The sequence below is a fragment of the Natronosalvus rutilus genome (genome assembly GCF_024204665.1).
Taxonomy (GTDB): domain Archaea; phylum Halobacteriota; class Halobacteria; order Halobacteriales; family Natrialbaceae; genus Natronosalvus; species Natronosalvus rutilus.
In genome coordinates this window covers 2,692,644-2,715,169 of the sequence record NZ_CP100355.1, presented here as the reverse complement: position 1 = coordinate 2,715,169, position 22,526 = coordinate 2,692,644, and the positions used below count along the sequence as shown (strand labels likewise).

19 protein-coding genes are annotated in these 22,526 nt (G+C 64.5%); 4 read left to right on the top strand and 15 right to left on the bottom strand.

Features of this window, described 5'->3' with window-relative positions; all coding sequences use genetic code 11:
- Positions 1 to 93: 93 nt before the first annotated feature.
- Both NGM29_RS12945 and NGM29_RS12940 read right to left on the bottom strand, forming a co-directional pair.
- Positions 94 to 1,116, bottom strand: a complete 1,023-nt coding sequence (locus NGM29_RS12945) for an LLM class flavin-dependent oxidoreductase (protein ID WP_254156696.1) — start codon at positions 1,114 to 1,116, stop codon at positions 94 to 96.
- Between the two features lie 152 nt (positions 1,117 to 1,268).
- Positions 1,269 to 2,153 (bottom strand): COX15/CtaA family protein, encoded by an 885-nt coding sequence (locus tag NGM29_RS12940; RefSeq protein ID WP_254156694.1) that lies wholly within the window; start codon positions 2,151 to 2,153, stop codon positions 1,269 to 1,271.
- 154 nt (positions 2,154 to 2,307) lie between these two features.
- Between NGM29_RS12940 and NGM29_RS12935 the strand changes: the two genes are divergently transcribed.
- Positions 2,308 to 3,423 carry a M24 family metallopeptidase gene (locus NGM29_RS12935; RefSeq protein ID WP_254156692.1) on the top strand — a complete coding sequence of 372 codons (1,116 nt, stop codon included), beginning with the start codon at positions 2,308 to 2,310 and terminating at the stop codon, positions 3,421 to 3,423.
- Between the two features lie 51 nt (positions 3,424 to 3,474).
- Here NGM29_RS12935 and NGM29_RS12930 read toward each other — a convergent pair whose 3' ends face one another.
- The 3 genes from NGM29_RS12930 to NGM29_RS12920 form a co-directional block, all read right to left on the bottom strand.
- The gene (locus NGM29_RS12930) at positions 3,475 to 4,224 is read right to left on the bottom strand and encodes an SDR family NAD(P)-dependent oxidoreductase (protein ID WP_254156691.1); all 750 of its coding nucleotides are present in this window, start codon (positions 4,222 to 4,224) and stop codon (positions 3,475 to 3,477) included.
- A 112-nt stretch (positions 4,225 to 4,336) separates the two neighbouring features.
- Positions 4,337 to 6,682, bottom strand: coding sequence for a PAS domain S-box protein (locus NGM29_RS12925; RefSeq protein WP_254156690.1), 2,346 nt, complete (start codon positions 6,680 to 6,682; stop codon positions 4,337 to 4,339).
- Positions 6,683 to 6,871: 189 nt separating this feature from the next.
- The gene (locus tag NGM29_RS12920; RefSeq protein ID WP_254156689.1) at positions 6,872 to 7,114 is read right to left on the bottom strand and encodes a CDGSH iron-sulfur domain-containing protein; all 243 of its coding nucleotides are present in this window, start codon (positions 7,112 to 7,114) and stop codon (positions 6,872 to 6,874) included.
- 131 nt (positions 7,115 to 7,245) lie between these two features.
- On the opposite strand from NGM29_RS12920, the gene NGM29_RS12915 reads away from it, so the two are divergent.
- Complete coding sequence (locus tag NGM29_RS12915; RefSeq protein WP_254156688.1) at positions 7,246 to 7,731, top strand: DUF456 domain-containing protein; 486 nt, start codon at positions 7,246 to 7,248, stop codon at positions 7,729 to 7,731.
- A 71-nt stretch (positions 7,732 to 7,802) separates the two neighbouring features.
- Complete coding sequence (locus NGM29_RS12910; protein ID WP_254156687.1) at positions 7,803 to 7,970, top strand: DUF8014 family protein; 168 nt, start codon at positions 7,803 to 7,805, stop codon at positions 7,968 to 7,970.
- A 45-nt stretch (positions 7,971 to 8,015) separates the two neighbouring features.
- On the opposite strand, the gene NGM29_RS12905 is transcribed toward NGM29_RS12910, so the two are convergent.
- The 4 genes from NGM29_RS12905 to NGM29_RS12890 form a co-directional block, all read right to left on the bottom strand.
- Complete coding sequence (locus tag NGM29_RS12905) at positions 8,016 to 9,740, bottom strand: glutamate--tRNA ligase (protein ID WP_254156686.1); 1,725 nt, start codon at positions 9,738 to 9,740, stop codon at positions 8,016 to 8,018.
- A gap of 51 nt (positions 9,741 to 9,791) precedes the next feature.
- Positions 9,792 to 10,454, bottom strand: a complete 663-nt coding sequence (locus NGM29_RS12900; RefSeq protein WP_254156684.1) for a DUF8159 domain-containing protein — start codon at positions 10,452 to 10,454, stop codon at positions 9,792 to 9,794.
- Between the two features lie 157 nt (positions 10,455 to 10,611).
- Positions 10,612 to 11,667 (bottom strand): geranylfarnesyl diphosphate synthase, encoded by a 1,056-nt coding sequence (gene idsA3 / locus NGM29_RS12895; RefSeq protein WP_254156683.1) that lies wholly within the window; start codon positions 11,665 to 11,667, stop codon positions 10,612 to 10,614.
- A gap of 1 nt (position 11,668) precedes the next feature.
- The gene (locus NGM29_RS12890; RefSeq protein WP_254156682.1) at positions 11,669 to 13,018 is read right to left on the bottom strand and encodes a ribonuclease J; all 1,350 of its coding nucleotides are present in this window, start codon (positions 13,016 to 13,018) and stop codon (positions 11,669 to 11,671) included.
- 433 nt (positions 13,019 to 13,451) lie between these two features.
- Between NGM29_RS12890 and NGM29_RS12885 the strand changes: the two genes are divergently transcribed.
- Positions 13,452 to 14,363 carry a DUF726 domain-containing protein gene (locus NGM29_RS12885; RefSeq protein WP_254156681.1) on the top strand — a complete coding sequence of 304 codons (912 nt, stop codon included), beginning with the start codon at positions 13,452 to 13,454 and terminating at the stop codon, positions 14,361 to 14,363.
- 337 nt (positions 14,364 to 14,700) lie between these two features.
- On the opposite strand, the gene NGM29_RS12880 is transcribed toward NGM29_RS12885, so the two are convergent.
- The 6 genes from NGM29_RS12880 to NGM29_RS12855 all read right to left on the bottom strand — a co-directional run bounded on the left by NGM29_RS12880 (position 14,701) and on the right by NGM29_RS12855 (position 22,474).
- Positions 14,701 to 15,372 carry a DUF1028 domain-containing protein gene (locus NGM29_RS12880; protein WP_254156679.1) on the bottom strand — a complete coding sequence of 224 codons (672 nt, stop codon included), beginning with the start codon at positions 15,370 to 15,372 and terminating at the stop codon, positions 14,701 to 14,703.
- Positions 15,369 to 17,540 (bottom strand): dipeptide ABC transporter ATP-binding protein, encoded by a 2,172-nt coding sequence (locus NGM29_RS12875; RefSeq protein WP_254156677.1) that lies wholly within the window; start codon positions 17,538 to 17,540, stop codon positions 15,369 to 15,371. The genes NGM29_RS12880 and NGM29_RS12875 overlap by 4 nt, the downstream gene beginning before the upstream one ends.
- Positions 17,537 to 18,418 carry an ABC transporter permease gene (locus NGM29_RS12870; RefSeq protein ID WP_254156675.1) on the bottom strand — a complete coding sequence of 294 codons (882 nt, stop codon included), beginning with the start codon at positions 18,416 to 18,418 and terminating at the stop codon, positions 17,537 to 17,539. The genes NGM29_RS12875 and NGM29_RS12870 overlap by 4 nt, the downstream gene beginning before the upstream one ends.
- A complete protein-coding gene (locus tag NGM29_RS12865; protein ID WP_254156673.1) occupies positions 18,418 to 19,377 on the bottom strand; it encodes an ABC transporter permease in 960 nt (319 codons plus the stop codon). Before NGM29_RS12865 ends, NGM29_RS12870 begins: the two co-directional genes overlap by 1 nt.
- Positions 19,378 to 19,435: 58 nt before the next feature.
- Positions 19,436 to 21,073, bottom strand: a complete 1,638-nt coding sequence (locus NGM29_RS12860; RefSeq protein ID WP_254156672.1) for an ABC transporter substrate-binding protein — start codon at positions 21,071 to 21,073, stop codon at positions 19,436 to 19,438.
- Between the two features lie 150 nt (positions 21,074 to 21,223).
- The gene (locus tag NGM29_RS12855) at positions 21,224 to 22,474 is read right to left on the bottom strand and encodes a Zn-dependent hydrolase (protein ID WP_254156671.1); all 1,251 of its coding nucleotides are present in this window, start codon (positions 22,472 to 22,474) and stop codon (positions 21,224 to 21,226) included.
- Positions 22,475 to 22,526 lie beyond the last annotated feature (52 nt).

Genomic DNA, 22,526 nt, shown 5'->3' with positions numbered 1-22,526 from the left:
GTTGCATCGGGTTCTGATCGCCGATCAGCTATCGAAGGGATAAAAATCACGCATTGAATCGTCCCACCGCAAGTGTGCGACGAGGTGATCGTCTCACTCGAGGCCGACGCCCTCGGACAGGAGTTCGTGAGATCGCAATACGTCTTCGTGATCGGCGACGAGGTTCTGGACCATCACCTCGGAGACGCCGACGCGGTCGGTCAGTTGCTCGAGGAGCCCTGCCAGCGTGTCCGGATCGCCCGAAATCGCCCGCGGCCACTGTCCGTCCTGGAGTTCGGCCGGCGTCGGCTCGGGCACATCGCCGAGTTCCGAAATCGCCGTCTCGACCGACGGCATCGAGCCGACGACGCCGCGTTGCATCCGTTTGTAAGAGGCTTCCGCAGTCGCTCGCAATCGGGCCGCTTCCCTATCAGTCTCGGCACAGGCGGCGTTGATCGCCAACATTCCGTGGGGGTCGTCGGGTCCAGCGCCGATCGAGGAGGGCTCGAACGCGTCCCGGTAGACCTCGAACGCGCGTTCGGCGAACGTCGGCCTGATGAACGCCGCGAAGCAGTAGCGGAGGCCGAGTTCGCCCGCGATCTTCGCACTCGAGGGACTCGAGCCAAGTACCCAGAGGTCGGGCGGACCGGCGCCGGATCGCGCCAGGGTGAGGTCGGCGTAGGCGTGGTCGTCCCCGAACCCGTCGTAGAGGTGGTTCGCGACGGCCTCGATCTTCTCGGCGTGATCGCGGTCGGGATTCTCGCTCACCCGCGAGGTCTGGAGCGCGCTGTCGGCGGCTGGGATTCCGGTCGCGCGGCCGAGGCCGAGGTCGATCCGGTCGGGAGCGAGCGAATCGAGGACGCCGAACGCCTCGGCGACCTTGAACGGGCTGTAGTGGTTGAGCAGGACCGTTCCGGACCCGAGCCTGATCTCCTCGGTTCGGGCGACGAGGTGGCCGATCAAAACCTCGGGGGTCGTCCCTGCGATAGAATCGGCCATCCCGTGGTGCTCGGCGACCCAGAACCGCTCGTAGCCCACTCGTTCGGCCAACTTCGCGAGTGAGATCGTGTTCTCGTAGGCGTCGGTTGCCGTCTCTCCCTCGCGAACGGGCGAGAGGTCGACGATGGAGAGGTCCATGTCTCGAGGCTAGCGAGCGCGGTGGAAAAGGGTTCTCGAGGCGGAAATCCGGACGGGTCAGACTCGGACGCTCGAACGTTTGGATGCTCGACGGTAACGACACGAACGTTCGAACGCTCGAACCCTCGACGGAAACGGCGCGACGGCGCGAATCAACTCGAACGCGACGCTCCAGACTGTCCACCCCGAAGCTCCGCTCGACTCGCCCAGGCTCCGGCGAGGAGCGCCACGATCAGGGCGCCCGCGGCGAGCACGTATAGCAGGTCGAGTGCCGACGAGACAGTCATCACGGATTCGCGGCTGAGGAACAGCGTTACTGCGGTCAGTCCGACGCCCGCACCGATCGCCACGCGAGGGAACCGTCTCTCGAGAACAGCGCGGCCGACGACCGTCGCCAAGACGACGGCGCCGACGAGCGTCAGGAGCAACACCATCTGGATCGTCAGGGTCGTGGGCGTGTTCTGTGAAATGAACAGCGGGCTCAGGATCACCTGGGCCGGGACCGTGAGGGCCGCGACGACGAGTGCGGCGACGAGGTGTCGACCCGAAAGGCGATGGCGCAGGGCGATAACGAGTGCGAGGACGAAGCAGACGAAGATCACGATGGCCGTCCAGAAGTGAAGGTTGAGGATCTCGTACTCGTAGGTGAGGACGGTCTCTCGGCCGAGCAGCACCTGGATCGGCGTGAGCAGCGCTCCGGCCACCACGAGGCCCGTGATCCGTCGATCGACGGCCTCGTCGAAGTACCCGACGAGTGCGGAGGCGACGATGGCGAACCCGGCGAACATCGCAACGAGGCGATGGAACCACTCCCAGAAGCTCGGCCGTCCCTGCGGGAGCAGGTTCAGAAAGCCGCCGTCACAGACCGGCCAGTTGGCGTCGCAGGCCAGCCCCGAACCGGTCGTTCGCGTGGCGACGCCGAGAACGATCGTTCCCGCCACGAGCGCGACCGTCACGGTGAGCAGGGCGGAGAACCCCCGTCGACCGAGGTCGATCGGTAAACGCGAGGAATCGGACGTGTGAGTATCGTACGACACGGTCTCTAAGCGGTGATTGGGTGCGCCCGTATTTGAATCGTCCGCGTTCGTCCCACCGCGTGGGAACCGGGCCGAACACCATCGATGCGGCGCGTCAGCGACACCGAGACGCGCCCTTCGTCGGATTCAAGAACCCGCCACCCGACCCACCGGCATGGAAAAACTCGAGCGACTGGACGCCACTCTCGAGGCGACCGACCTGGAGTCAGTCTGGTTCGCCCGCCCGAACTCGTTCGCGTGGCTGAGCGGCGGTAGTTCGGTCGTCGACCGCGAGGGCGACCTCGGCGTCGGGGCCCTCGGCTACGACGGCGACGAGGTGACACTGCTGGCTGATACCATCGAGATCGACCGTCTCTACGAGGAAGAACTGCCCGACCTCGAGGCCGCAGGTGTATCGGTAACCCGGGAATCGTTCCCCTGGTACGAACGCTCGCTCGTCGAGGCGATTGCCGAACGCGTGGAGGGCCAAGCAGCCGCGGACGTCGACGTCCCCGGCCTCGAGCGCCTCGATCCCACGACGGTTCGCCAGCCGCTGACGGCGACCGACCGCGAGCGCTACCGCGACCTCGGCCGAGAGACGGCGGCGGCCGTCGAGGCCGTCTGCCGTGAGCTCCAGCCCGATGACACCGAAGACGAGGTCACCGCGGCGCTCACGGTTTCACTCGCCGCCCGAAACATCGAGGCGCCCGTCGTCCTCGTCGGTGGTTCCGAACGCGCGCAGCAATACCGCCACTACACCCCCAAACCCGTCGAGTTCGGCGACTACGCGCTCGTCTCGGTGACCACCCAGCGCCACGGCCTGCACGCCAGTTGCACCCGCGCCGTCGCCTTCGACCCGCCGGAGTGGCTCGAAGAGCGCCACCGTCACGCCGCCCGGGTCGAGACGACCGCGCTGGCCGCGACCCGGGACGCTGCCGCGGCGGGCGGCACCGCCGGCGACGTCTTCGCCGAGATTCAGACGGCCTACGACGCCCTCGGCCACGCCGGCGAGTGGGAGCACCACCACCAGGGCGGTGCCGCCGGCTTCGCCGGACGCGAGTGGATCGCGACCCCGGACCACGAAGCGCCCGTGACCGCGCCGATGGCCTACGCCTGGAATCCGACCGTCCAGGGCGCCAAGAGCGAGGATACCGTTCTGGTCTCGGACGACGGCTTCAAGACGTTGACGGACGCTGGCAGCGATGCCGACGACTGGCCGACCGTCGAGGTCGAGGCGGTCGGTGAGTACGACCTCGAACTCGAGCGGCCCGCGGTGCTCGGGCTCGAGTGAGTTGCAACCGATTCTGTTCCTGAGTGAGCAGCCTCGCGCTTCGACGCAGACTCAGGTCATTATTCGCCGAACCACCGGCTCGGGCAACGCCTCGAACAGCCACGCGACCAGCCGCCAGCGCCGGGTGACGTAGACGTGCGAGCGCTCCCGCCGGATCGCTCGAGCGATCTGTGTAGCCGCGGTCTCCGGCGAACTGACCCAGAACGGGTCGTCCGCGAGCATGAGCTCGGTGTCGACGAATCCGGGTTCGACAGTCGTAATCGTCACGTCGGCCGCTCGTTTCGATTGCCGATACCGGAGCCCCTCGAGGTACGTCGAGACGAACGCTTTCGAGGCGTTGTAGGCGGGGGAGCTGGGGTTCCCGAACCGAGATGCGACCGACGAAATGCCGACGAGGTGGCCGTCGCGCTCGCTCTCGAACGCCTGGCGATTCTCGAAGTACTCCATCGCCGCCGTTGCCAGCGCGGTAAAGCCGCGGACGTTGACGTCGATGGTCTCCCGTTCGTGCTCCCACTCAAGGCCGTGGTTGGGGCCACCGACGCCGGCACTGAGGACGACCAGGTCGACCGGCGGCATGGCCTCGACCAGGTCCTCGAAACCGTCCCTGGCGTCCTCGACGTCGGTGACGTCCATCGTCGCGACGTAGGTGTTCGTCGGTAGAGACTCGCCGATCGACGTCAGCCGCTCGGTTCGCCTCGCCGCGAGGCCGAGTTCGTACCCCTCTTCGGCGAGTTCGCGGGCGAGCGCTTCCCCGATGCCGGAGGAGGCGCCGACGATGATCGCGCCTCGAGTCGTGGACATGGGCGTGCATTCGGCGTGGACGGTATAGTCGTGTTGACTCGAGAAGTCACTGGCTCGAATCGTGGGTCCGCCGGGCCCGTACCGACGTCTCGCAGTGTACGGCAGAAGGCGCTCACGTCTCAGGGGCCGGGAGCGTAACCGAAAACGTCGCCCCCTCTCCGAGTTCAGCATCGACCCAAATGTCGCCGCCGTGACGCTCGATGATGCGCTTACAGAGCGCCAGGCCGATACCGGATCCCGAGTACTCCTCGCGGCTGTGGAGCCGCTGGAAGACCTCGAAGACTCGATCGGCCCGCGCAGGGTCCAGTCCGATCCCCTCGTCGCACACGGACACGACCCATTCCGTCTCGTCTTGTTCGGCCGAGACGTGTATCTGTGGCGGTTCGTCGCCGCTGTAGGTCATCGCGTTGTCCAGGAGGTTCTGGAACAGTTGGCGTAGTTGCGTACGGTCCCCCTGGACCCGGGGAAGCGAATCGGACGTGATGGTGGCGTTGCTCCGTTCGATCTGCCCCGCGAGGTCGTCGAGCACGTCCTCGAAGACGGCGTCGAGATCGGTCGGTTCGAGCGGCTTCCCTCCCGTCTCGATGCGGGAGTATTCGAGCAGTCCCTCGATCATCGCCCGCATTCGGTTGGCCCCGTCGATGGCGAACTCGAGGTAGTCCGTCCCATCGGCATCCAGGTCGTCTCCGTAGCGTTGTTCGATCAACTGGAGGTAACTCGAGACCATTCGCAGGGGCTCCTGGAGGTCGTGGCTGGCCGCGTAGGCGAACTGTTCGAGGCGTCTGTTCGACCGTGTTAACCGCTCGTTCGCTCGCTCGAGTTGCCATTCTCGTTTTTTCCGATCGGAAATGTTCCGGATAACGCCGGTGAAGTAGCGGTCGTTCTCGTAGACGATTTCGCTGAACGTGATCGACAGCGACACCGCCGAACCGTCGGCACACTGACCCTTGAGTTCGACGTAGTCCCAGTCGAGGGTCCGCTCGTTGGTCTCGAGATACCGCTGCAGTCCCGCCTGATGTCGAACCGCGAGGTCGTCGCGCATGAGTTTCGTTAGCGACTCGCCGATCAATTCGTTGGGTTCGTAGCCGAAGACGTCCTCGACGGCGGGATTTACCGAGCGGATCGTGCTCTCGGCGTCGATCGTCACGATGACGTCGTTGGCCGCCTCCGTAAGCGCCCGATAACGCTCGAGTTCCAGTTCGTGCTGTTTGCTCTCGGTGATGTCGCGGAAGTAGACGGAGACGCCTGTCTCGGAGGGGTAGAGGTTCGCCTCCACCCAGAAGTCGAGCGGGTCGAAGTACAGGTCGTAGCTGGTCGACACCTGGTCGTTCAGCGCCGTGTGAAACGCGTCCCAGACCTCGTCCACCTCCGCCGCTTCGGGGTACAGTTCCCAGAGTTTCTCACCGAGTAACTCTGCTCTCGGTCGCTGAAGTAGTTCCGCGGCGCGTTCGTTGACGTGCATGAATCGAAACTCGTCGTCGACGGCGTAGAACGCGTCGGTAACTCGCCCGAGCATCTCCTCGAACTCGCTCTCGAGGCGCTTCTGGTCGGTGACGTCGGTAAGCGCGAGGACGGCGCCGGCCCCCTTGCCATCGACGTCCAGCGGGGCGCCGTTCACCGTCACCCAGATACGCTCGCCGTCGGGACGGCGCAGGCCGACCTCCATGTCGAAGGCCGGCTTACCGGTTTCGATTACCCGCATAAACGGCGTTTCTTCTCCGGAGAGAGGGTTTCCATCGGCGTCGGTCAGCCGCCAGCGCGGGTCGTCGTACGCGACCGATTCGAGGTTTTCGCGGTCACGGCCGAGGATGCTCTCGGCGTACTCGTTCACGAACTGGAGGTCGCCATTCGCCCCGAATACGACGATTCCGACGGGGCTGGTCTCGACGATTCGTTCTTTGACCTCCTTTTGCGCCTCGAGGGATCGCTTCGCCCGCCTGGTTTCGATGGCGGAAGCGAGCACGTTTGCGATGCTCTGGACGAAGTTCACGTCGTACTCGGTGAACGCTCGGCGTTCCGTCGTGTGCGTACCCAGTACGCCCCACGGGTCCTCGAGCGAGCCGATGATGACGCTGACTCCGCTGACGACGTCGTGGTTGACCAGGAGGTCGGGCCCGGAGAAGCGGTCTTCGGTCCGCAGGTCGTCGACGACGACAGGCTCCTCGGAGCGGAGCGTATAGCCCGCCTGCGAGTCCAGATCGGTCGGCGCCGTTGCGGTTCCGACGAGTCCGTCTTGCCAGCCGACCCCCTGCCGGAGAAGGACCTCGTCACCACCGGGGAGCAGTTCGAGCACCTTACAGTACTCGGTGTCGAGCGTGTCCGCGACAGCGACCGAGGCGTCGTGCAGCAACTGATCGATGTCGTCGGTCTCGAGTGCCTGCTGGCCGAATTCGGCGACGACTTCCTGCTGCTGGACCCTCGTGCGGAGTTCGCTATCCGCACCCGGACTCGAACCCATTGCCATTGAATATTTGCGTCCGTGTGTAAATCCTTTCGTTCGGTACGACTATCTTCTAATAGTTGGGCGTACTGAGACGAACGATCGATTGGCGTTTCCGGTGTCGGCGAGTTCACCGGCGATCGGTCTCGGACCTGTCTTCTCGACGACATCTGGTCGAATCCTCCTTTCGACGATATCCAGTCGCCGTCACTCGTCACTGCAAACGACATCCTCGACGACGCGCCGCGCCCGGACGTCGTCCTCGTCCGTCTCGTACACGTAGAGTTCGTCAGCTCGTTCGTCTCGCGTCGTCCGATGGGTGCCGTCACAGAACGGGTACGTCTCCGCGAGTCCGCACTGACAGATCGCGACGTTCCCTTTCTCGGAATCGATGTCGTCTTCCTCGAGCTTTCGCGGGCCGGTCGCATCGTGGCGAACGAGTCGTGCCATATCGGGAGAGACGACCGTATCGTACAAAACGGTGGCCACGTCGGTCAGACCGGTCGCTCGAGCCTCGAAATCGGGAAAATCGTTACACGGCAGGCAGTACGCCTTTCCCCCTACCGATCGACTATCAAGCCATGGTCGACGCCCTCACCGTGCTCGCGCTCCTCCTCCTGGTCGGCGGCATCGCCGGCACCGTCGTCCCGCTCGTCCCCGGTGGCGGGCTCTCACTGGCCGGACTCTTCCTCTACTGGTGGCACACCGGGTACACCGAACCCGGCGTCGTCCCGTTCGTCGCGTTGACCGCGCTCGGCCTGGTCACCCTGTTCGCGGAGTTCTTCGCCGGGTCGATCGCTGCCCGTGCCGGCGGGGCGTCCTGGCAAACGACCGCGCTCGCTGCCGCCGTCGGCATCGCACTGATGATCGTGACCGGGCCGCTCGGCTTCCTGATCGGCCTCTTCGGCACCGTCTTCGCCCTCGAGTTCGTCGGGAACCGCGACCTGGAGAACAGTCTCCGGGCGGCCGGTTACGCCACCGCTGGTACGCTCGCGTCGACGGCGGTCCAGTTCCTGCTGACGAGTGCAATCCTTGTCGGGTTTCTCCTCGCCGTGTTCGTCTTCTGATCGCCCCGACTGCGTTCAGCATTGCTGACCACCGAAACTATTGTGTCACTGGATCGCCCAGAGTCGGCACAATGCGCTGTAGCGAGGAGGGCTGCGACCGGAACGCCGCCGTGGAGTTACACATCCCGTGGGCCGAAAATCGTGTCGTGTGCGCGGCCCACGCCCGCGTCCTGGGTCGTCAGGACGGCATTGTCGCCGACCCGTTTCCGGACAGCGGGCCGGATCTGCTGGAGGAGTAATCGCGACCGTTGTTCGGACTCGAGAATGTCGACGATCGACGACGATTACGGGTGCGCGTAGTAGGCGATGACCTCGTCGCCGACTTCCTCGACCTCGTCGATCCGGGCGAACCCGACACGCTCGAACTGGACGACGTCGTCGGGGTCGAGGTCCCCGACCTCGGGTTCGGCGCGACCCTCGACGTCGCCGTCCATCGTTCGCAACGTGAGCGGGACGCTCTCGGTCGCCGGTGCCCAGTGGATCACGTCGACGTCACCCTCGCGAACGACATCGATGGAGTCGCCCGTGTACTGCAGGACGTCCCGGGTGTACTGGAAACAACCGAGCCCCTTCAGCCAGATGCGCTCCTTTCGCTGGGGGACGTCGTCCTGCTCGAGGACGACGGCGTCGCCGACGGGGATGTGTCGAACGCCGCGGTCCTCGTGGTTCGGGTGCAACGGCGGCGTCGCCTCGTCGGGCGGACTCCCGGCCAGCCCGACTTCGGCGCCCTCGCGAACGAAGAACCGCCGGTCGGTCTCCTCGTCGATCAGGTTTCGGTTCTCGGCGTAGATGGAACTCATCGCGAGGTCGACGTCGCTCGTGGAGGTGCCGAGCTGGATCATGGCATCGGTGATCGCTTCGCCGCGAATCCCGCGGCGCCGGAGGCTCTGGATGGTCGGTGCTCGCGGGTCGTCCCAGCCGTCGAGGTGACCGGCCTCGATCAACTCGCCGATGCGCGACGTGCTCATCTTCACGTCATAGGCGTCGACCTGCACGTGGCCCCAGTGGACGACCTCGGGGTACTCCCAGTCGAAGTAGTCGTAGAGGAACCGCTGGCGTTTCGCGGAGTCCTGGAGGTCGATTCCGCGGATGATGTGGGTGATGCCGATGCGGTGGTCGTCGACGCCGGACTGGAAGTCGAGCATCGGCCAGCACCGGTAGTCGGCGGCCCGCTCGCGCGGGTGGGGCGTGTCGACTATCCGGAAGGCAACCCAGTCCCGGAGGGCGGGGTTCTTGTGTTCGATGTCCGTCTTGACCCGGAGGACCATCTCGCCGCTTCCGTACTTGCCTGCGACCATGTCCTCGAACTCCTCGAGGGCCGTCTCCGAGTCCTTGTCGCGGTGAGGACACGGCTCGCCGGCGTTTTTCAGGTCGCTAAACTCGTCGCCTGGACACGAGCAGGTGTAGGCCCCGCCCATCTCGATGAGCTCTCGAGCGTGGTCGTAGTAGCTCTCTACCCGGTCGCTCGCGCGGTAGACTGCGTCAGGATCGAACCCAAGGTAATCGATATCCTCGAGGATCCAGTCGTAGGCCTCGAGGTTCGGTCGCTTCGTCTCGGGGTCGGTGTCGTCGAAGCGAACGCAGAACCACCCGTCGTAGCGCTCCTTGTAGGTCCCGATGACGGCGGGCATCCGCGCGTGGCCGATGTGCCAGGGGCCGTTGGGATTCGGCGCACAGCGCATCCGGATCTCCTCGTACTCGTCGGCGTTCGGGAGGTCGGGCAGGATCGTGTCGTCTTCCTCGTCTTCGGCCTCGAGTTCGGCCAGTTCCTTGGGTGCCAGTTCCTCGAGTCTGGCGCGGCGCTCGTCGGGGTCGAAGCCGTTGACCCGAGAGACGACGCCACCGACGACGCCGGGGACCTCGTCAGCGTGTGCTCGGAAATCGGGGTTGTCGCCCATCAGCGGCCCCATGACGGCGCCGACGTTGGCCTCGCTCCCGTGTTTGACCGCGTTCAGCAGTGCGTGCTTCTCGGCCTCGCGCTCGACGCGGCCTCGTAACTCCTCGTCCATGTTGGCGAACAGTTTCGCCCGCGCGTTCAAAACAGCCGCGGTGTGAACCGGCTACTCGTCGGAGACGTTCGACGCCTCGGCGACGTCCTCCTCGTACACGATCATCTGCTGGATGTTCATCCACAGCGCCATCTGCTGCATCTGGCCCTCGTTGTGGGCCTCGAGCCACTCGTTTTTGACGCCCCAGCCGTGGGCCTGCCCCTCGAGCGGGTTGACGATGTCGCCAACGAGCATGCCGTAGTCGCTGTCGCCGTTCGCGACGACGGTCTGGTTGTACGCCTGGACGACGACACCCATCTCGTCGAGGGTGGCCTGGTAGAGGTCGTGGTCGACCCTGGTCGCTGGCGGGTCGTCTGACTCGTTGGTAGACTCGTCGGCGGAGTCGCTGTCCGACTCGGTAGCAGATTCGCCGTCCGACGAGTTCGATTCACTCTCGAGGTCGTCGCCGACAGTCGACTGATACTCGAGGATGAGGTCGCCGTCGTTCTCGTAGAGCGCTTCGACGGTAATGTCGTAGTCCCGGATGCCGTTCTCGAGGACGTAGTAGAATTCTTCGGGCGTGCCCTGTGGCGGGTCGGATGGTTCGGTCGGTCGAGAGTTCCGACTGGAGCTGCTGAGAAACGAGCCGAGACAGCCGGCGAGGCTGGCCAGCCCCGCCGTCCTGAGACCGCCCAGCAGACGGCGACGAGAGAACGAACCGTGCGAGTTGTCCATACCCTTCGTAGCGATACTACGCCCAAAAACCTCCGTTCCATTTCGAGTGGTGAGTCGTCGGCCAACTCGAGTGGTGAGTCGTCGGTCAACTCGAGTGGTGAGTCGTCGGTCAACTCGAGCAGCGAAAAATCACTGAGGGACGACCAAACCGACCGTTTCAGTAGCCGCGCTCGATCAGGTAATCGGCAACCTGGAGGAGCAATTCACGAGCTTCGTTGTCGGGGAGCACCTCGAGGCGGTTCTTCCCGCGGTCGACGAGGTCGCGCGCCTTGTCGTTCGCGTAGGAGATCGACCCGGAGTCCTCGAGCGTGGCGACGGCGTCGTCGATCTCGGCCTCGGTAACGGCGTCGACGTCGGTGGTGTCGACCAGCGACTCGACGTCGACGCCCTGCTCGCGGGCGTGGACCGTGATGAGCGTCTGTTTGTTCTCGACGAGGTCGCTCCCGCGTTGCTTGCCGAGCTTTTCGCTGGGGACGGTCAGGTCGAGCACGTCGTCCTGGATCTGGAAGGCACGCCCGACGTCGAGTCCGTAGCCGTAGAGTGCGTCGACGGTGTCCTGGTCGGCCCCCAGCAAGATTGCCGGGAGCGCCGCCGAGGCTGCGTAGAGGATGGCGGTCTTCTGCTCGACCATCTCGAGGTACTCCTCGGGCGTGACGTCCTCGCGCGATTCGAAGCTCACGTCGAGTGACTGTCCCTCACAGATCTGCGTGCAGGTGTTCGCGAGGACGTGCAGCGCCTGCACCGTTCGGTCGGATTCGGCACCCGTCTCGAGCATGATCTCGAAGGCCTTCGAGTACAGCGTATCGCCCGCGAGAATCGCCGTCTCGAGGTCGTAGGCCTTGTGGACGGCGGGGACGCCGCGTCGGAGGTCGTCGTCGTCCATGATGTCGTCGTGGATGAGCGTGAACGACTGGATGACCTCGACGCTGACCGCGGCGGCCATGAGGTCGACGGTCTTGGACGGTCCCTCGACCGTCGGGAACTCCCGGTAGGGCGTCGACAGTGGCTCGACGTCGGCGAGTGCTTCCCCGGTGGCCAGCAGGACCGTCGGCCGAAGCCGCTTGCCGCCAGCGTCGAGCAGGTATCGGGACGCCTCGTAGAGACGTTCTGGCCGCGTGATCGGTAGCTCTTCGGGGATGGCCTCGTTGACGAGTTCGCGTCGCTCGCCGACGGCCTCGAGCACCGCTTTCTCGCGTGCCTCGGGTGATGTCATATCAGTCGACAAGCTGGATCAGGTTGCCGTTGCGCGAGACGTGGACGTCACGGCCCATATGGTACCCCTCGCCTTCACAGAGCTTGACGTAGCCGGAAAGTCCCTTGAGATCCTGGTGAGCCGGGACGATGTGCTGGGGCTGGAGCGCGTCGAGCATCGCGTAGTGACCCTCCTGATTGAGGTGGCCGGAAACGTGGATGTCGTCGTAGATGCGTGCGCCCTGCATGCCGAGCAGTTTTTCGGCCTGGTAGCGCTGACCCTCGTTGGTCGGCTCGGGGATGACGCGGGCGGAGAAGACGACTTTGTCGCCGTCGTCCAGTTCGTAGGGGGTCTCGCCCCGAGCCATGCGCGTGAGCATCGCGCGGGGTTCGCCCTGGTGGCCCGTCACGACTGGCAGGAAGTTCTCCTTGCCCTCGTTCATGATTCGCTTGAACGTCCGGTCCACGGACTTGCGGTGGCCGAACATCCCGAGGTCCGACGGGAAGTCGATGAAGTCGAGTCGTTCCGCAGTGCCAGAGTACTTCTCCATCGAGCGCCCGAGTAGAACGGGCTGGCGGCCGATGTCGTCGGCGAACTCGACGAGACTCTTCACGCGAGCGATGTGTGAGGAGAACGTGGTGGCGACGATGCCGCCGTCGTAGTCCTCGATGCTGTAGAGGACGTCACGCAGGTGTTCGCGAGCGACGTTCTCGGAGGGGGTTCGGCCCTTCTTGTTCGCGTTGGTGCAGTCCTCGATGTAACAGAGGACGCCTTCGCCCTCGCGCCCGATCTCGCGGAAGCGTTTCATGTCGATGGGGTCGCCGATGACCGGCGTGTGGTCCATGCGCTTGTCCAGGCCGTAGACGATGGCGCCCTCAGGCGTGTGGAGCACGGGGTTGATCGCGTCGATGATCGAGTGGGTGACGTTGACGAACTCGAGTTCACAGCCGTGGTCCCCGATGGTCATCGACTCGCCGGGGTCCATCTTGACCAGGTCGTTCTCGACGCCAAACTTCTGCTCGCTCTCGATCTGCTGTTTGACCAGTTCGATCGTGAACGGCGTCGCGACGACGGGGGCGTCGTAGCGGTGGGCGAGCTTCGAGATCGCGCCGATGTGGTCGAGGTGACCGTGGGTGGGGACGATCGCCTGGACGTCGCCCTCGAGGTCGCTCATGATCCGATCGTCGGGGATGGCGCCCATGTCGATCAGGTCGAGGCTGTGCATGCGTTCGGTCTCGACGTTGTCGTGGATGAGAACCTGCGAGAGGTTCAGACCCATGTCGAAGATGACGACGTCGTTTCCTGCGCGAACGGCAGTCATCTGCCGTCCAACTTCTTCGTAACCGCCGATGGTTGCAATTTCGATTTCCATGGTTGTATACACTGAGCGCGGTGTGTGCGCTCATCGAAACGGTCCGCGGACTCCCGGGTACGAAAGACCGCCACGGTGTCGCGTCGGTCGGGGTCCCGCTATGCGTTCGGGATCGATTCCGGACGTCGAACACGGCGAGGCCGTGTCCACGTCGCGCGAACGCACTTGCCCGCGGGTTTCGCTACCCCCGTCTACACACCCAGGTAGTATAAAGTCCGTGGGTTCGACGACCGATCGGTGCGGACACGCTACAGACTGTCGATGAACGCGACCACTGTCGCTCGAGTAGAGGGCTACGGATATCTTTGGCCATATCCGAAATACACTCATTCAGACGAGCGAATAGAATAAACTTCTTGCACGTTGCTCCGAATGTTATTCTGCACGAACACTCTCGATAACATTAATATTTAGGTGTATTGAAGTACGACCTATGCCACCACGACACACGAGAGATTATGGCACGACCGATCGACCTGTTTCGCGACGAACTGTCCTCCGCGGTCTCGGCGTCTCTGCCGTCGGTATTGGCACGCTTGGCGCGGCGACGTCGTCCGTCCAGGCGGGGAAAGGCGATTCCTGTGAGGACCCGCCGATGGACTTCCCGCGCGTGAGCACTCGAGGCCACTTCGACACGAACTGGTACGGGAGCGTCTACGTCACCGACGGAAACACCGACACGAACTACGACCTCGCGGGCGATCCGATCCCTGGACTCGGCCAACCGGCGGCCGGAGAACTCCTGATCCACGCCCACGGCTGGAACAACGACCACGAGGGCGGCGTCTGCTCGACCAGCACCGCCGCAAACACGTTCGACCTCGAGGGCTACGATCACCCGGTCGTCGGCTACACCTGGGACGCCGACTACGGCTGGTACAACGCAACGGAAATTGCCGAACGAAACGGAGCAAAGTTCGCGAGTTTCCTGGTCGACTATCGTGCTCAGAACCCTGACGTGACGCTCAGGCTCTGTTCGCACTCCCTCGGCGCTCGAGTCGCCCTCAGCGCGGTTGCGACGCTCTCGTCGTGGGGCTACAACGGCCTCCTCGAGAGCGTGACCCTCCTGGGTGGTGCCGCCGCCGACGACGCACCTTCGCTTGAGGGCAGTTACGGTTCCGCGATCGCGAGCGCGACTGGTCGCCTCGACAACTTCTGGATGAACGACGACGCCGTGCTCGACTGGGCCTACGGCACTGCCGAGATGGGGACCGCAATCGGTGCGACGACGATCGATGGTACACCGCCGTGGAACTACACCGATCACAACGTCGACTACGTTCCGGATCACTTCACCCACTACAAGCCCGACGGGTGCATCCACGAGGTCGTCGCGACGTTCTGAACCCATCCGCTTCGCTTCGTTTTCTCCGGCTGTCTGAGCGCCGCTAGGCGGTGATGCGTCTGGCTGTTAGACATAAAATTTTAATTACTGATAACCTAAAGTAGCGAATTTCTTAGAGGTTTCTCCCAAAGCTCATCCAAAACTCGGATATTACATAATACGACGTTTTAAAGCCAATATAAGTGAACAATAGGAGACTATTTAAGAATAGGATACAGGACGAAACGAAAAGACCAAAATCGCCTGTAACGGGGAAATACGGGGGATAAGCCGTTTCATGAACATCATCAACGCGAATATCTAAAACAGTTAATATATTTTTCTAGAGTATAATTGTCTACTGTGAATTACGCTTGGGATATCGCTGTACGTTCGCTCGAGGATACGCTTCTTCCCACTCGTTTCCCACGGTCGTCGCCAGATCGTGAATCCGCTCGAGTTCCGCGACCGCGTCGTCGTGCTCGTCGACCCGGAGGTCGTGAGCGAGACGGGGGTCGTCGGGGTCGAACACGCGCAGGGCAGCGCTCTGGGCGTGCTCGCCGCGTTTGTCGCCCCCAGCGTCCTCGCCTGCCCGAAGAGCGTCCAGGAGTCGCCGATCCAGGGGTTCCCCACTCGAGGATTCGAACGTATCGGCCATAACCGCCAGTACGTCCGCCGATTCGAGCATGTTGCCTGCGACGGTGTACCCCTCCCCCTCGAGGTCACCGGCGACGGGGACGCACTCCGAACCGGTCACCGCGACCGTGTCGCCGCCAGCGTCGACGCCGTGAACCTGCCGAACGGCGGCGTCGGGGTCGTCCGCGAGTTGGGACTCGACGGCGTCCTCGACGGTCGCTCCTGCCTCGAGGGCCCGGACCGCTCGCACTCCGAGAGGCGTGCTGGTCGTCGCCTGCGTGCAGACGGCCCCCTTCCTGCAGACGAACGGCGCGGTCGATCCGACGGCGATGGCCTTCGTCGCGATTGCGACGCCGTGACTGCCGTCGACCGTCGCGCAGATGGAGAACGTCACGGTCGGTCCGTCTCCGACGCGGTGGGCGCGCGGCCGTGTACCGGCTGGCTCATCTCCTCGACCGAGAGGTGACAGGCGATCCGGTGATCGCTCTCCGCGGTGACCGGCTCGGGATGCGGCTCGTCCGTCTCGCACACGTCGCCGATCTTCTTCGGACAGCGCGTGTGGAACGGACAGCCAGTCGGCGGGTCGAGCGGGCTCGGGACCGTCCCCTCGAGGAGGATACGCTCGGTCTCCCGGTTCGGGTTCGCGTGCGGAACCGCCGACAGCAGACTCTCCGTGTAGGGGTGATACGGCGGATTGAACACCTCTTCGACGGTACCTAGCTCGGCGATTTTCCCGAGGTACATCACCGCAACGCGATCACAGAGGTGCTGGACGACGCTGATGTTGTGGGAGATGAACAGGTACGAGAGACCGAATTCGTCCTGGATGTCGTCGAGCAGGTTGAGGATCTGTGCCTGGACGCTCACGTCCAGCGCGGAGACGGGTTCGTCACAGACGATGAGGTCGGGTTCGACCGCGAGCGCGTTCGCGATGGCGATCCGTTGTTGCTGGCCGCCCGAGAACTGGTGCGGATACTTGTCGGCGTCGCTCGCCGAGAGCCCGACGCGCTCGAGCAACTCCTCGATCCGGGCACGCTTATCGTCTCCCGTCGCGATGCCGTGTTTCGCCATCCCCCGGCCGATGATCTGGGCGACCGTCTTGCGCGGGTTGAGCGAGCTCTTGGGGTCCTGGAAGATGATCTGCATCTCCTTGCGGAGGCTCCGAATGTCCTTCTTTCCGAGTTCGTGCAACGGGTGGCCATCGAAGTAGACCTCGCCGCCGGTGGGCTCGAGCAACTGCATCACGGTCCGGGCGACCGTCGACTTCCCACAGCCACTCTCGCCGACCAGACCGACCGTCTCGCCGCGATCGATCGTGAAGCTTACGCCGTCGACCGCCTCGACGTACCGGCGCTCGAGCGTCAGCCCGCCACTCTCGGTTCGGGCCAGTGCGAGATTCCCGAAGAGTCCGTCACCCGCCGGGAAGTGCTTCTCCAGGTCGCGAACCTCGAGCAACGGCTCCGCGTCCGTGCGCGTCTCGTGGTGTCGACGTTCGACGCCCTCCTCGACGGCCGGCTCCGAGAGGTTGAGTTCGTCGGTTCGGATACACGCCGCCTGGGCGTCTGGCGGGGCACCCGCGACCGGCTCGAGAGGTGGGTCACCGCCGGAACGACACGCCTCGACGGCGTGTGGACACCGGTCGGCGAAGTTACACCCGTCCGGCAAGGTCTTGAGGTCCGGCATCGACCCATCGAGGGCGTAGAGCCGGTTCCGGTCCGAGTCGACCGCCGGAATCGCGTCGATGAGCGTGCGCGTGTAGGGGTGTCTCGGCTGTTCGAAGACGTTGTCGACGCGGCCCGTCTCGACGAGGTTGCCGGCGTACATGACGCCGACGCGGTCACAGGTCTGGGCGACGACGCCCAGGTTGTGGGTAATCATCAGGATCGAGACGCCGCGCTCCTCACGGAGGTCGTTCAGCAGGTCCAGGATCTTCGCCTGGGTCGTCACGTCGAGCGCCGTCGTCGGCTCGTCGGCGATGATCAGGTCCGGCTCGCAGGCCAGTCCGATGGCGATCAACACCCGCTGGCGCATCCCCCCGGAGAACTCATGGGGGTACTCGTCGATGCGCGACGCCGGGTCCGGAATCTCGACTTCCTCCATCGCCTCGATGGCGATTTCGCGAGCCTCGCTCTCGCCGACGTCCTGGTGGAGCCGGATCGTTTCGACGATCTGCTGACCCACGGTGAGCACGGGATTGAGAGAAGTCATCGGATCCTGCGGGATCAGCGTGATCCTGTTCCCGCGGACGCTCCGCATCTCCTTCTCGGTGAGCGTGAGGAGGTCCGTCCCGTCGAAGGTGACCGACCCGGAGACGATTTCGCCCGGGTAGCGGATCAGGCGCATGATCGACTTCGCGGTTACGCTCTTTCCCGCCCCCGACTCGCCGACGATGCCCATCACCTCGCCGCGCTCGAGGGCGAACGAGACGTCGTCGACTGCGGTAACGACTCCGTCCTCGGTCCGGAACTGCGTGCGGAGGTCCTCGACCGCGAGGAGCGAGTCGCTGGCGATACTGTCGGCGTCTGTCGTCGGCGTGGTGTCGGTGGTCTGTCTCGAGGTCATTCGATGATCTCCCCCTTGGGATCGAGGACGTCGCGGAGGCCGTCACCCAGCAGGTTGAACCCGATGACGGCGACGGCGATGGCGGCCGCCGGGAAGAACACGAGCCACGGCGCGTCGCCCATGAAGGCCCAGCCCTGGTTGATCATCAGGCCCCATGAGGGGGTCGGCGGCTGGACGCCCAGCCCGAGGAACGAAAGGCTCGCCTCGAGCAACATGGTGAACGCGACGTTGATCGACCCCTGGACGAGCAACGGTCCGACGCAGTTGGGCAGCACCTCCCGGAAGATGATGTAGCCGTCGCTCTCCCCGCGGGCGACGGCGGCTTCGACGAACGATTCGTTGCGCACCGACAGCGCCGCGCTGCGGGCGACCCTGGCGATGAACGGCGTGTACACGAACGCGAGCGCGAGGATCACGTTGTTGAGACTGGGCTCGAGGACGGCAACGATGGTCAGCGCCAGCAGGATCGGCGGAAACGACATCATCGCGTCCATGCCGCGCATGAGTCCCTCGTCGATAAGCCCCTGGTAGTAGCCGGCGACGACGCCGATGGTCGTTCCCATGACCATCGCCGCACTGATCGAGGTGAACCCGACGTACAGCGAGATCCGGGCTCCCATCATCACGCGACTGAAGATGTCGCGACCGAGGTCGTCGGTTCCCATCGGGTGCTCGAGCGACGGCGCGATTTCGCGGTCCTGGACGTTGGTCGCCTCCGGATCGTGGGGAACGACGAACGGTGCGAGTATCGCCGTCGCGAAGAGGGCGATGACGATGAGCAACCCGATCATCGCCTTCTGGTTCCGGCGGAACTGGCGGGCGAAGCGGCCGTAGTGGGCCTTCTTCTCGTCGGTCAGCCGGAAGCGTTCGGTCGACATTACTCGGACCCTCCGTAGCGGATTCGCGGATCGACGTACGCGTAGAACGTGTCCGCGAGGAAGTTCGAGACCATGTAGATCAGTGCGATGACGATGATACACCCCTGCAAGAGGGGGATGTCGCGGTTCTCGATGGCCGTCAGCGTCAACTGGCCGATCCCCGGCCAGGAGAACACCTGCTCGAGGACGACGACGCCCCCGAAGGCGTAACTGAACTGGAACGCGATGACCGTGATGACGGGAATCGCGGCGTTTTTCAGCGCGTGGCGAACCACGACCGCCCGCTCGCTGAGCCCCTTCGACCGGGCGAATTCGACGTAGTCCTCACCCAGTTCGTCGATCATGCTCGAACGGGTCATGCGCATGATGTAGGCCGTCAGCGCGACGCCCATCGCGCTCGCGGGCAGTGCGAGGTGGTGGGCCGCCGCCACGGGATCGTCCATCGGCGAGACGTAGCCGCGAGTCGGGAAGCCGCCGAGGGTGAGCGCGAACACGTAGATGAACACCAGCCCCCACAGGAAGATGGGGAGCGAGAGGCCGACGAACGCGAGCATCGACGCCGTCAGGTCGGTCGGGGTGTTCTTCTTGACCGCGGCGATGACGCCAAGTGGGATCGAGAGGGTCACCGAAACGATCGTCGCGGAGATGGCGAGCAGCAGCGACCGCGGGAGCCTGACGCCGATCAGGTCGACGACCGGCGTCCCGTACCGGAGCGACGTGCCCATGTCTCCCTGGAGCAAGCCGACGACCCAGTCGACGTACTGCAAATACAGCGGCTGATCAAGCCCTAGCTGTGCCTCGAGCTGGGCGATCGATGCGTCGTTCGCGTTCGGGCCGAGGATCAACAGCGCCACGTTCCCGGGCAGGATGTTCGTGAGCCCGAAGGTGATGAGCGACACGAGGAACAGCGTGATCGCCATGAACCCGAGGCGCTTTGCCAGGTAGCTAACGAACGCCATCTATGCAAGTGGTCTGTGTCGCGTGGGTGTGGTAGCAGTACGCACGTGAACTCACGGATTACTCCATCCAGGTGTTTTCGAATCTGAAAGTCGATCCGTCGGGCGACATGACCTCGCCCTTGTAGTTGGGTTGACGGGCCATCAGCGTCGGCATCCAGTACAGCAGTATGTGACCCGACCGGCGCTCTTGCAGAATCTCGGCGGCCTCGTGGTACAGCGGCGCGCGCTCTTCGATTTCGTAGAGTTGGCGTGCCTCGTCGATGAGGCTGTCGTACTCCTCGTCCTCCCAGCCGGTGAAGAAGAACGCCCCCTCGGAGTGGAGCGGTCGGTGGAAGCCGGCGTCCGGGAACCACAGCGCCAGGTACGAACTCGTCGTCGCCTGGAAGTTCCGGTCGGTGTAGACGTCGCTGAGCCAGTTGCTCCAGGTGATGAGCTGAATGTTGAGGTTAATCCCAACCTCTGCCGCCTGGGATTCGATGACCTGCGCGGCAGTCACCTGGTCGTTGTACTGCTCCGGGATCTGGAACGTCGCCTCGAACCCGTCCGAGTACCCGGCAGCGTCGAGGTGCTCCTGGGCGAGTTCGTAGTCCTGCGGCCGGGGCTCCAGATCCGGGTGCTCCCACTCGCTCCCCGGCGCGGCGGGACTGGCTGCGACCTGGCCCTGGCCGTACAGCGCCGCCTCCATAACCTCGTTCTTGTCGATGGCGTACTCGAGGGCCAGTCGAGCGTCTCGGCTGTCGAACGGCTCCTCCGTGCAGTTGACCCCCAGGTAGACGAGCGACTTCGGGAACCGGCTGATGAAGTCGATGCTCGAGTCGCCTTCGAGGGACTCGGCGTGTCGCGGCGGGACGTCGTTGATGAAGTCGACTTCGCCGGCCTCGAACGTGTTGAGGCGGTTGTCGTTGTCCGAAATCTCGGATTTGGTGACCCTGTCGAGGTAGGGGAGTTCGTCGTCCCAGTAGTCGTCGAACTTCGTCATCACGAACTCGGAGTCGAGCTCCATGCTCTCGAACTGGAACGGGCCGGTCCCGACCGGCTCGTTGACCGTATCCTGCTCGGCCTGCTCGGCCGTGAGGATGTGCATGTGCGAGGTCGCCATCCGCGAGAGCATCGGCGCGAACGGCTCGCTGAGCTGCATGACGAACGTTTGGTCGTCCGGCGCCTCCATCGAGTCGACCAGCGCCATATAATCGGCGGCCAGTCCCTCGTTCTCCTCGATTCGGGTAAAGGAGGCGAGCACGTCGTCGGCGGTCAGCTCGGTGCCGTCGTGGAACTGGACCCCCTGGCGGATAGTGAACGTCAACTCGAGGTTGTCGTCCGAACTCTCCCAGTCCTCGGCCAGCAGCGGCTCGAGTTCGTAGTCCCAGTTCACTCGCACCAGCCCCTGCGTGATGTTCTCGAGGACGCGTGCGCTCGCCGCTGCGCTCTCGAAGTGTGGATCGAGACTCTGGACGGGAACGCTGCCACCCCAGAGGAGTTCCCCGCCCTCGACCGGGTCGCCCTCCTCGGCGTCGGGTCCTGTCTGATTGCCGTTCCCGTTGCCGATGCCGTTTCCGTTTCCATTCCCATCGCCACCGCCACCGAGGCACCCGGCGAACGCGATCGGCACCCCTGCGGCGGCCGCCTTCACGAAGAGTCGACGGCTCGGGCCCGTCGACGAATCGGCAGTCTCCGGGCTACTGTTATGACTTGCCATGCCTGTTTATGAGTACCATAGTCATCACATATAAATGTACGCATTTCCGCGTTCAAACCCCATAGAAGGGCGTCTCGGCCACTCGAGACGTGGATTCGCTCGGCCACTAATTCACACTTGCACCTCCACGCGTCGGCTAAACGAGCGATTTCACGCGTCAGCCAGACGAGCGATCGTCTCGGCGAGGACGGCCGTCGCTCTGGCACAATCCGTCCAGTCGGTCCACTCCTGGGGGTTGTGGGAGAGCCCACCTCGAGACGGGGCGAACAGTAGTCCTGCGTCGGTTACCCGCGCCACGTTCATCGTGTCGTGGGCCGCGCCGGAGTGCATCCGGACGGTCTCGACGCCGGTCGCCGTTCCCGCCTCGAGCATCGCGTCACGACACCGAGGAGCCATCGGCTCTGGCGGGATGTCGTACGGCCGGGTCACCGTTACGTCGACGTCGCGCTCGGCCTCGACCCGACGCGCGCTCTCCTCGAGCGCCTCGACGAGTGCCTCCATCGATTCGGGTTCGACGTCCCGGACGTCGACCCCCAGCCGGACTGACCCCGGAATGACGTTCGTCGCGTTCGGCGAGACCGACGCCTTTCCGACAGTGGCGACCGCGGACGGCGAGTCGTCGACGACGATTCGGTTGGCCGCGTCCTCGACGTCGAGGACAATCTCGCTCGCGGCGGCGAGGGCGTCGCTTCGGTCGCCCATCGGCGTCGATCCCGCGTGGTCGGCTTCGCCGGCGACGTCGACGTAACAGTGGGTGATCCCCGTGATCGACGTGACGACGCCCGCCGACGCCCCCGCTCGCTCGAGTTTCGTCCCCTGTTCGACGTGCAGTTCGAGCCAGGCATCCCACGCGGCGGCGTCGAGGCGTCCCGAACCGCGATAGCCGATGTGCTCGAGAGCGTCCTCGAGAACCGTTCCCGAGTCGTCCTCCGTGGCAAGCGCCTCGTCGACGGTCGTCCGACCCGTGGCGACCGACGAACCGAGCAATCCGTTGCCGAATCGCTGGCCTTCTTCCTCCGTAAAGCTCACCACGTCGATCGGCCGGCCGAGTGATCGATCGGACTCCTGGATCGCCCGGACGGCCTCGAGCGCCGCGTAGACGCCGAGCGGTCCGTCGAAGATGCCGCCGACCGGCACCGAGTCCAGATGGCTCCCCGACGCGACGGGGGGCGCTGTCGAATCGGCTTCGGGCGGGTCCCACCGGCCGACGACGTTGCCGACGGCGTCGATTCGCACCTCGAGACCCGCGTCCTCGAGCCGGTCGACGAATTGATCGCGCGCCAGTTCGTTCGCCTCCGTTCCCGTCAGTACCGTTCGCCCGCGGCCGTCGACGTCCGCTAACGCGCCGAACCGCGCGTTCGCTTCGATGTCGGCCCGAAGCCTCTCCTCGGAGACCATCATGTACACCTGACCGATGCGAAGCCTGCTGTGTTAAGTGTTTGCGTTTGACAGC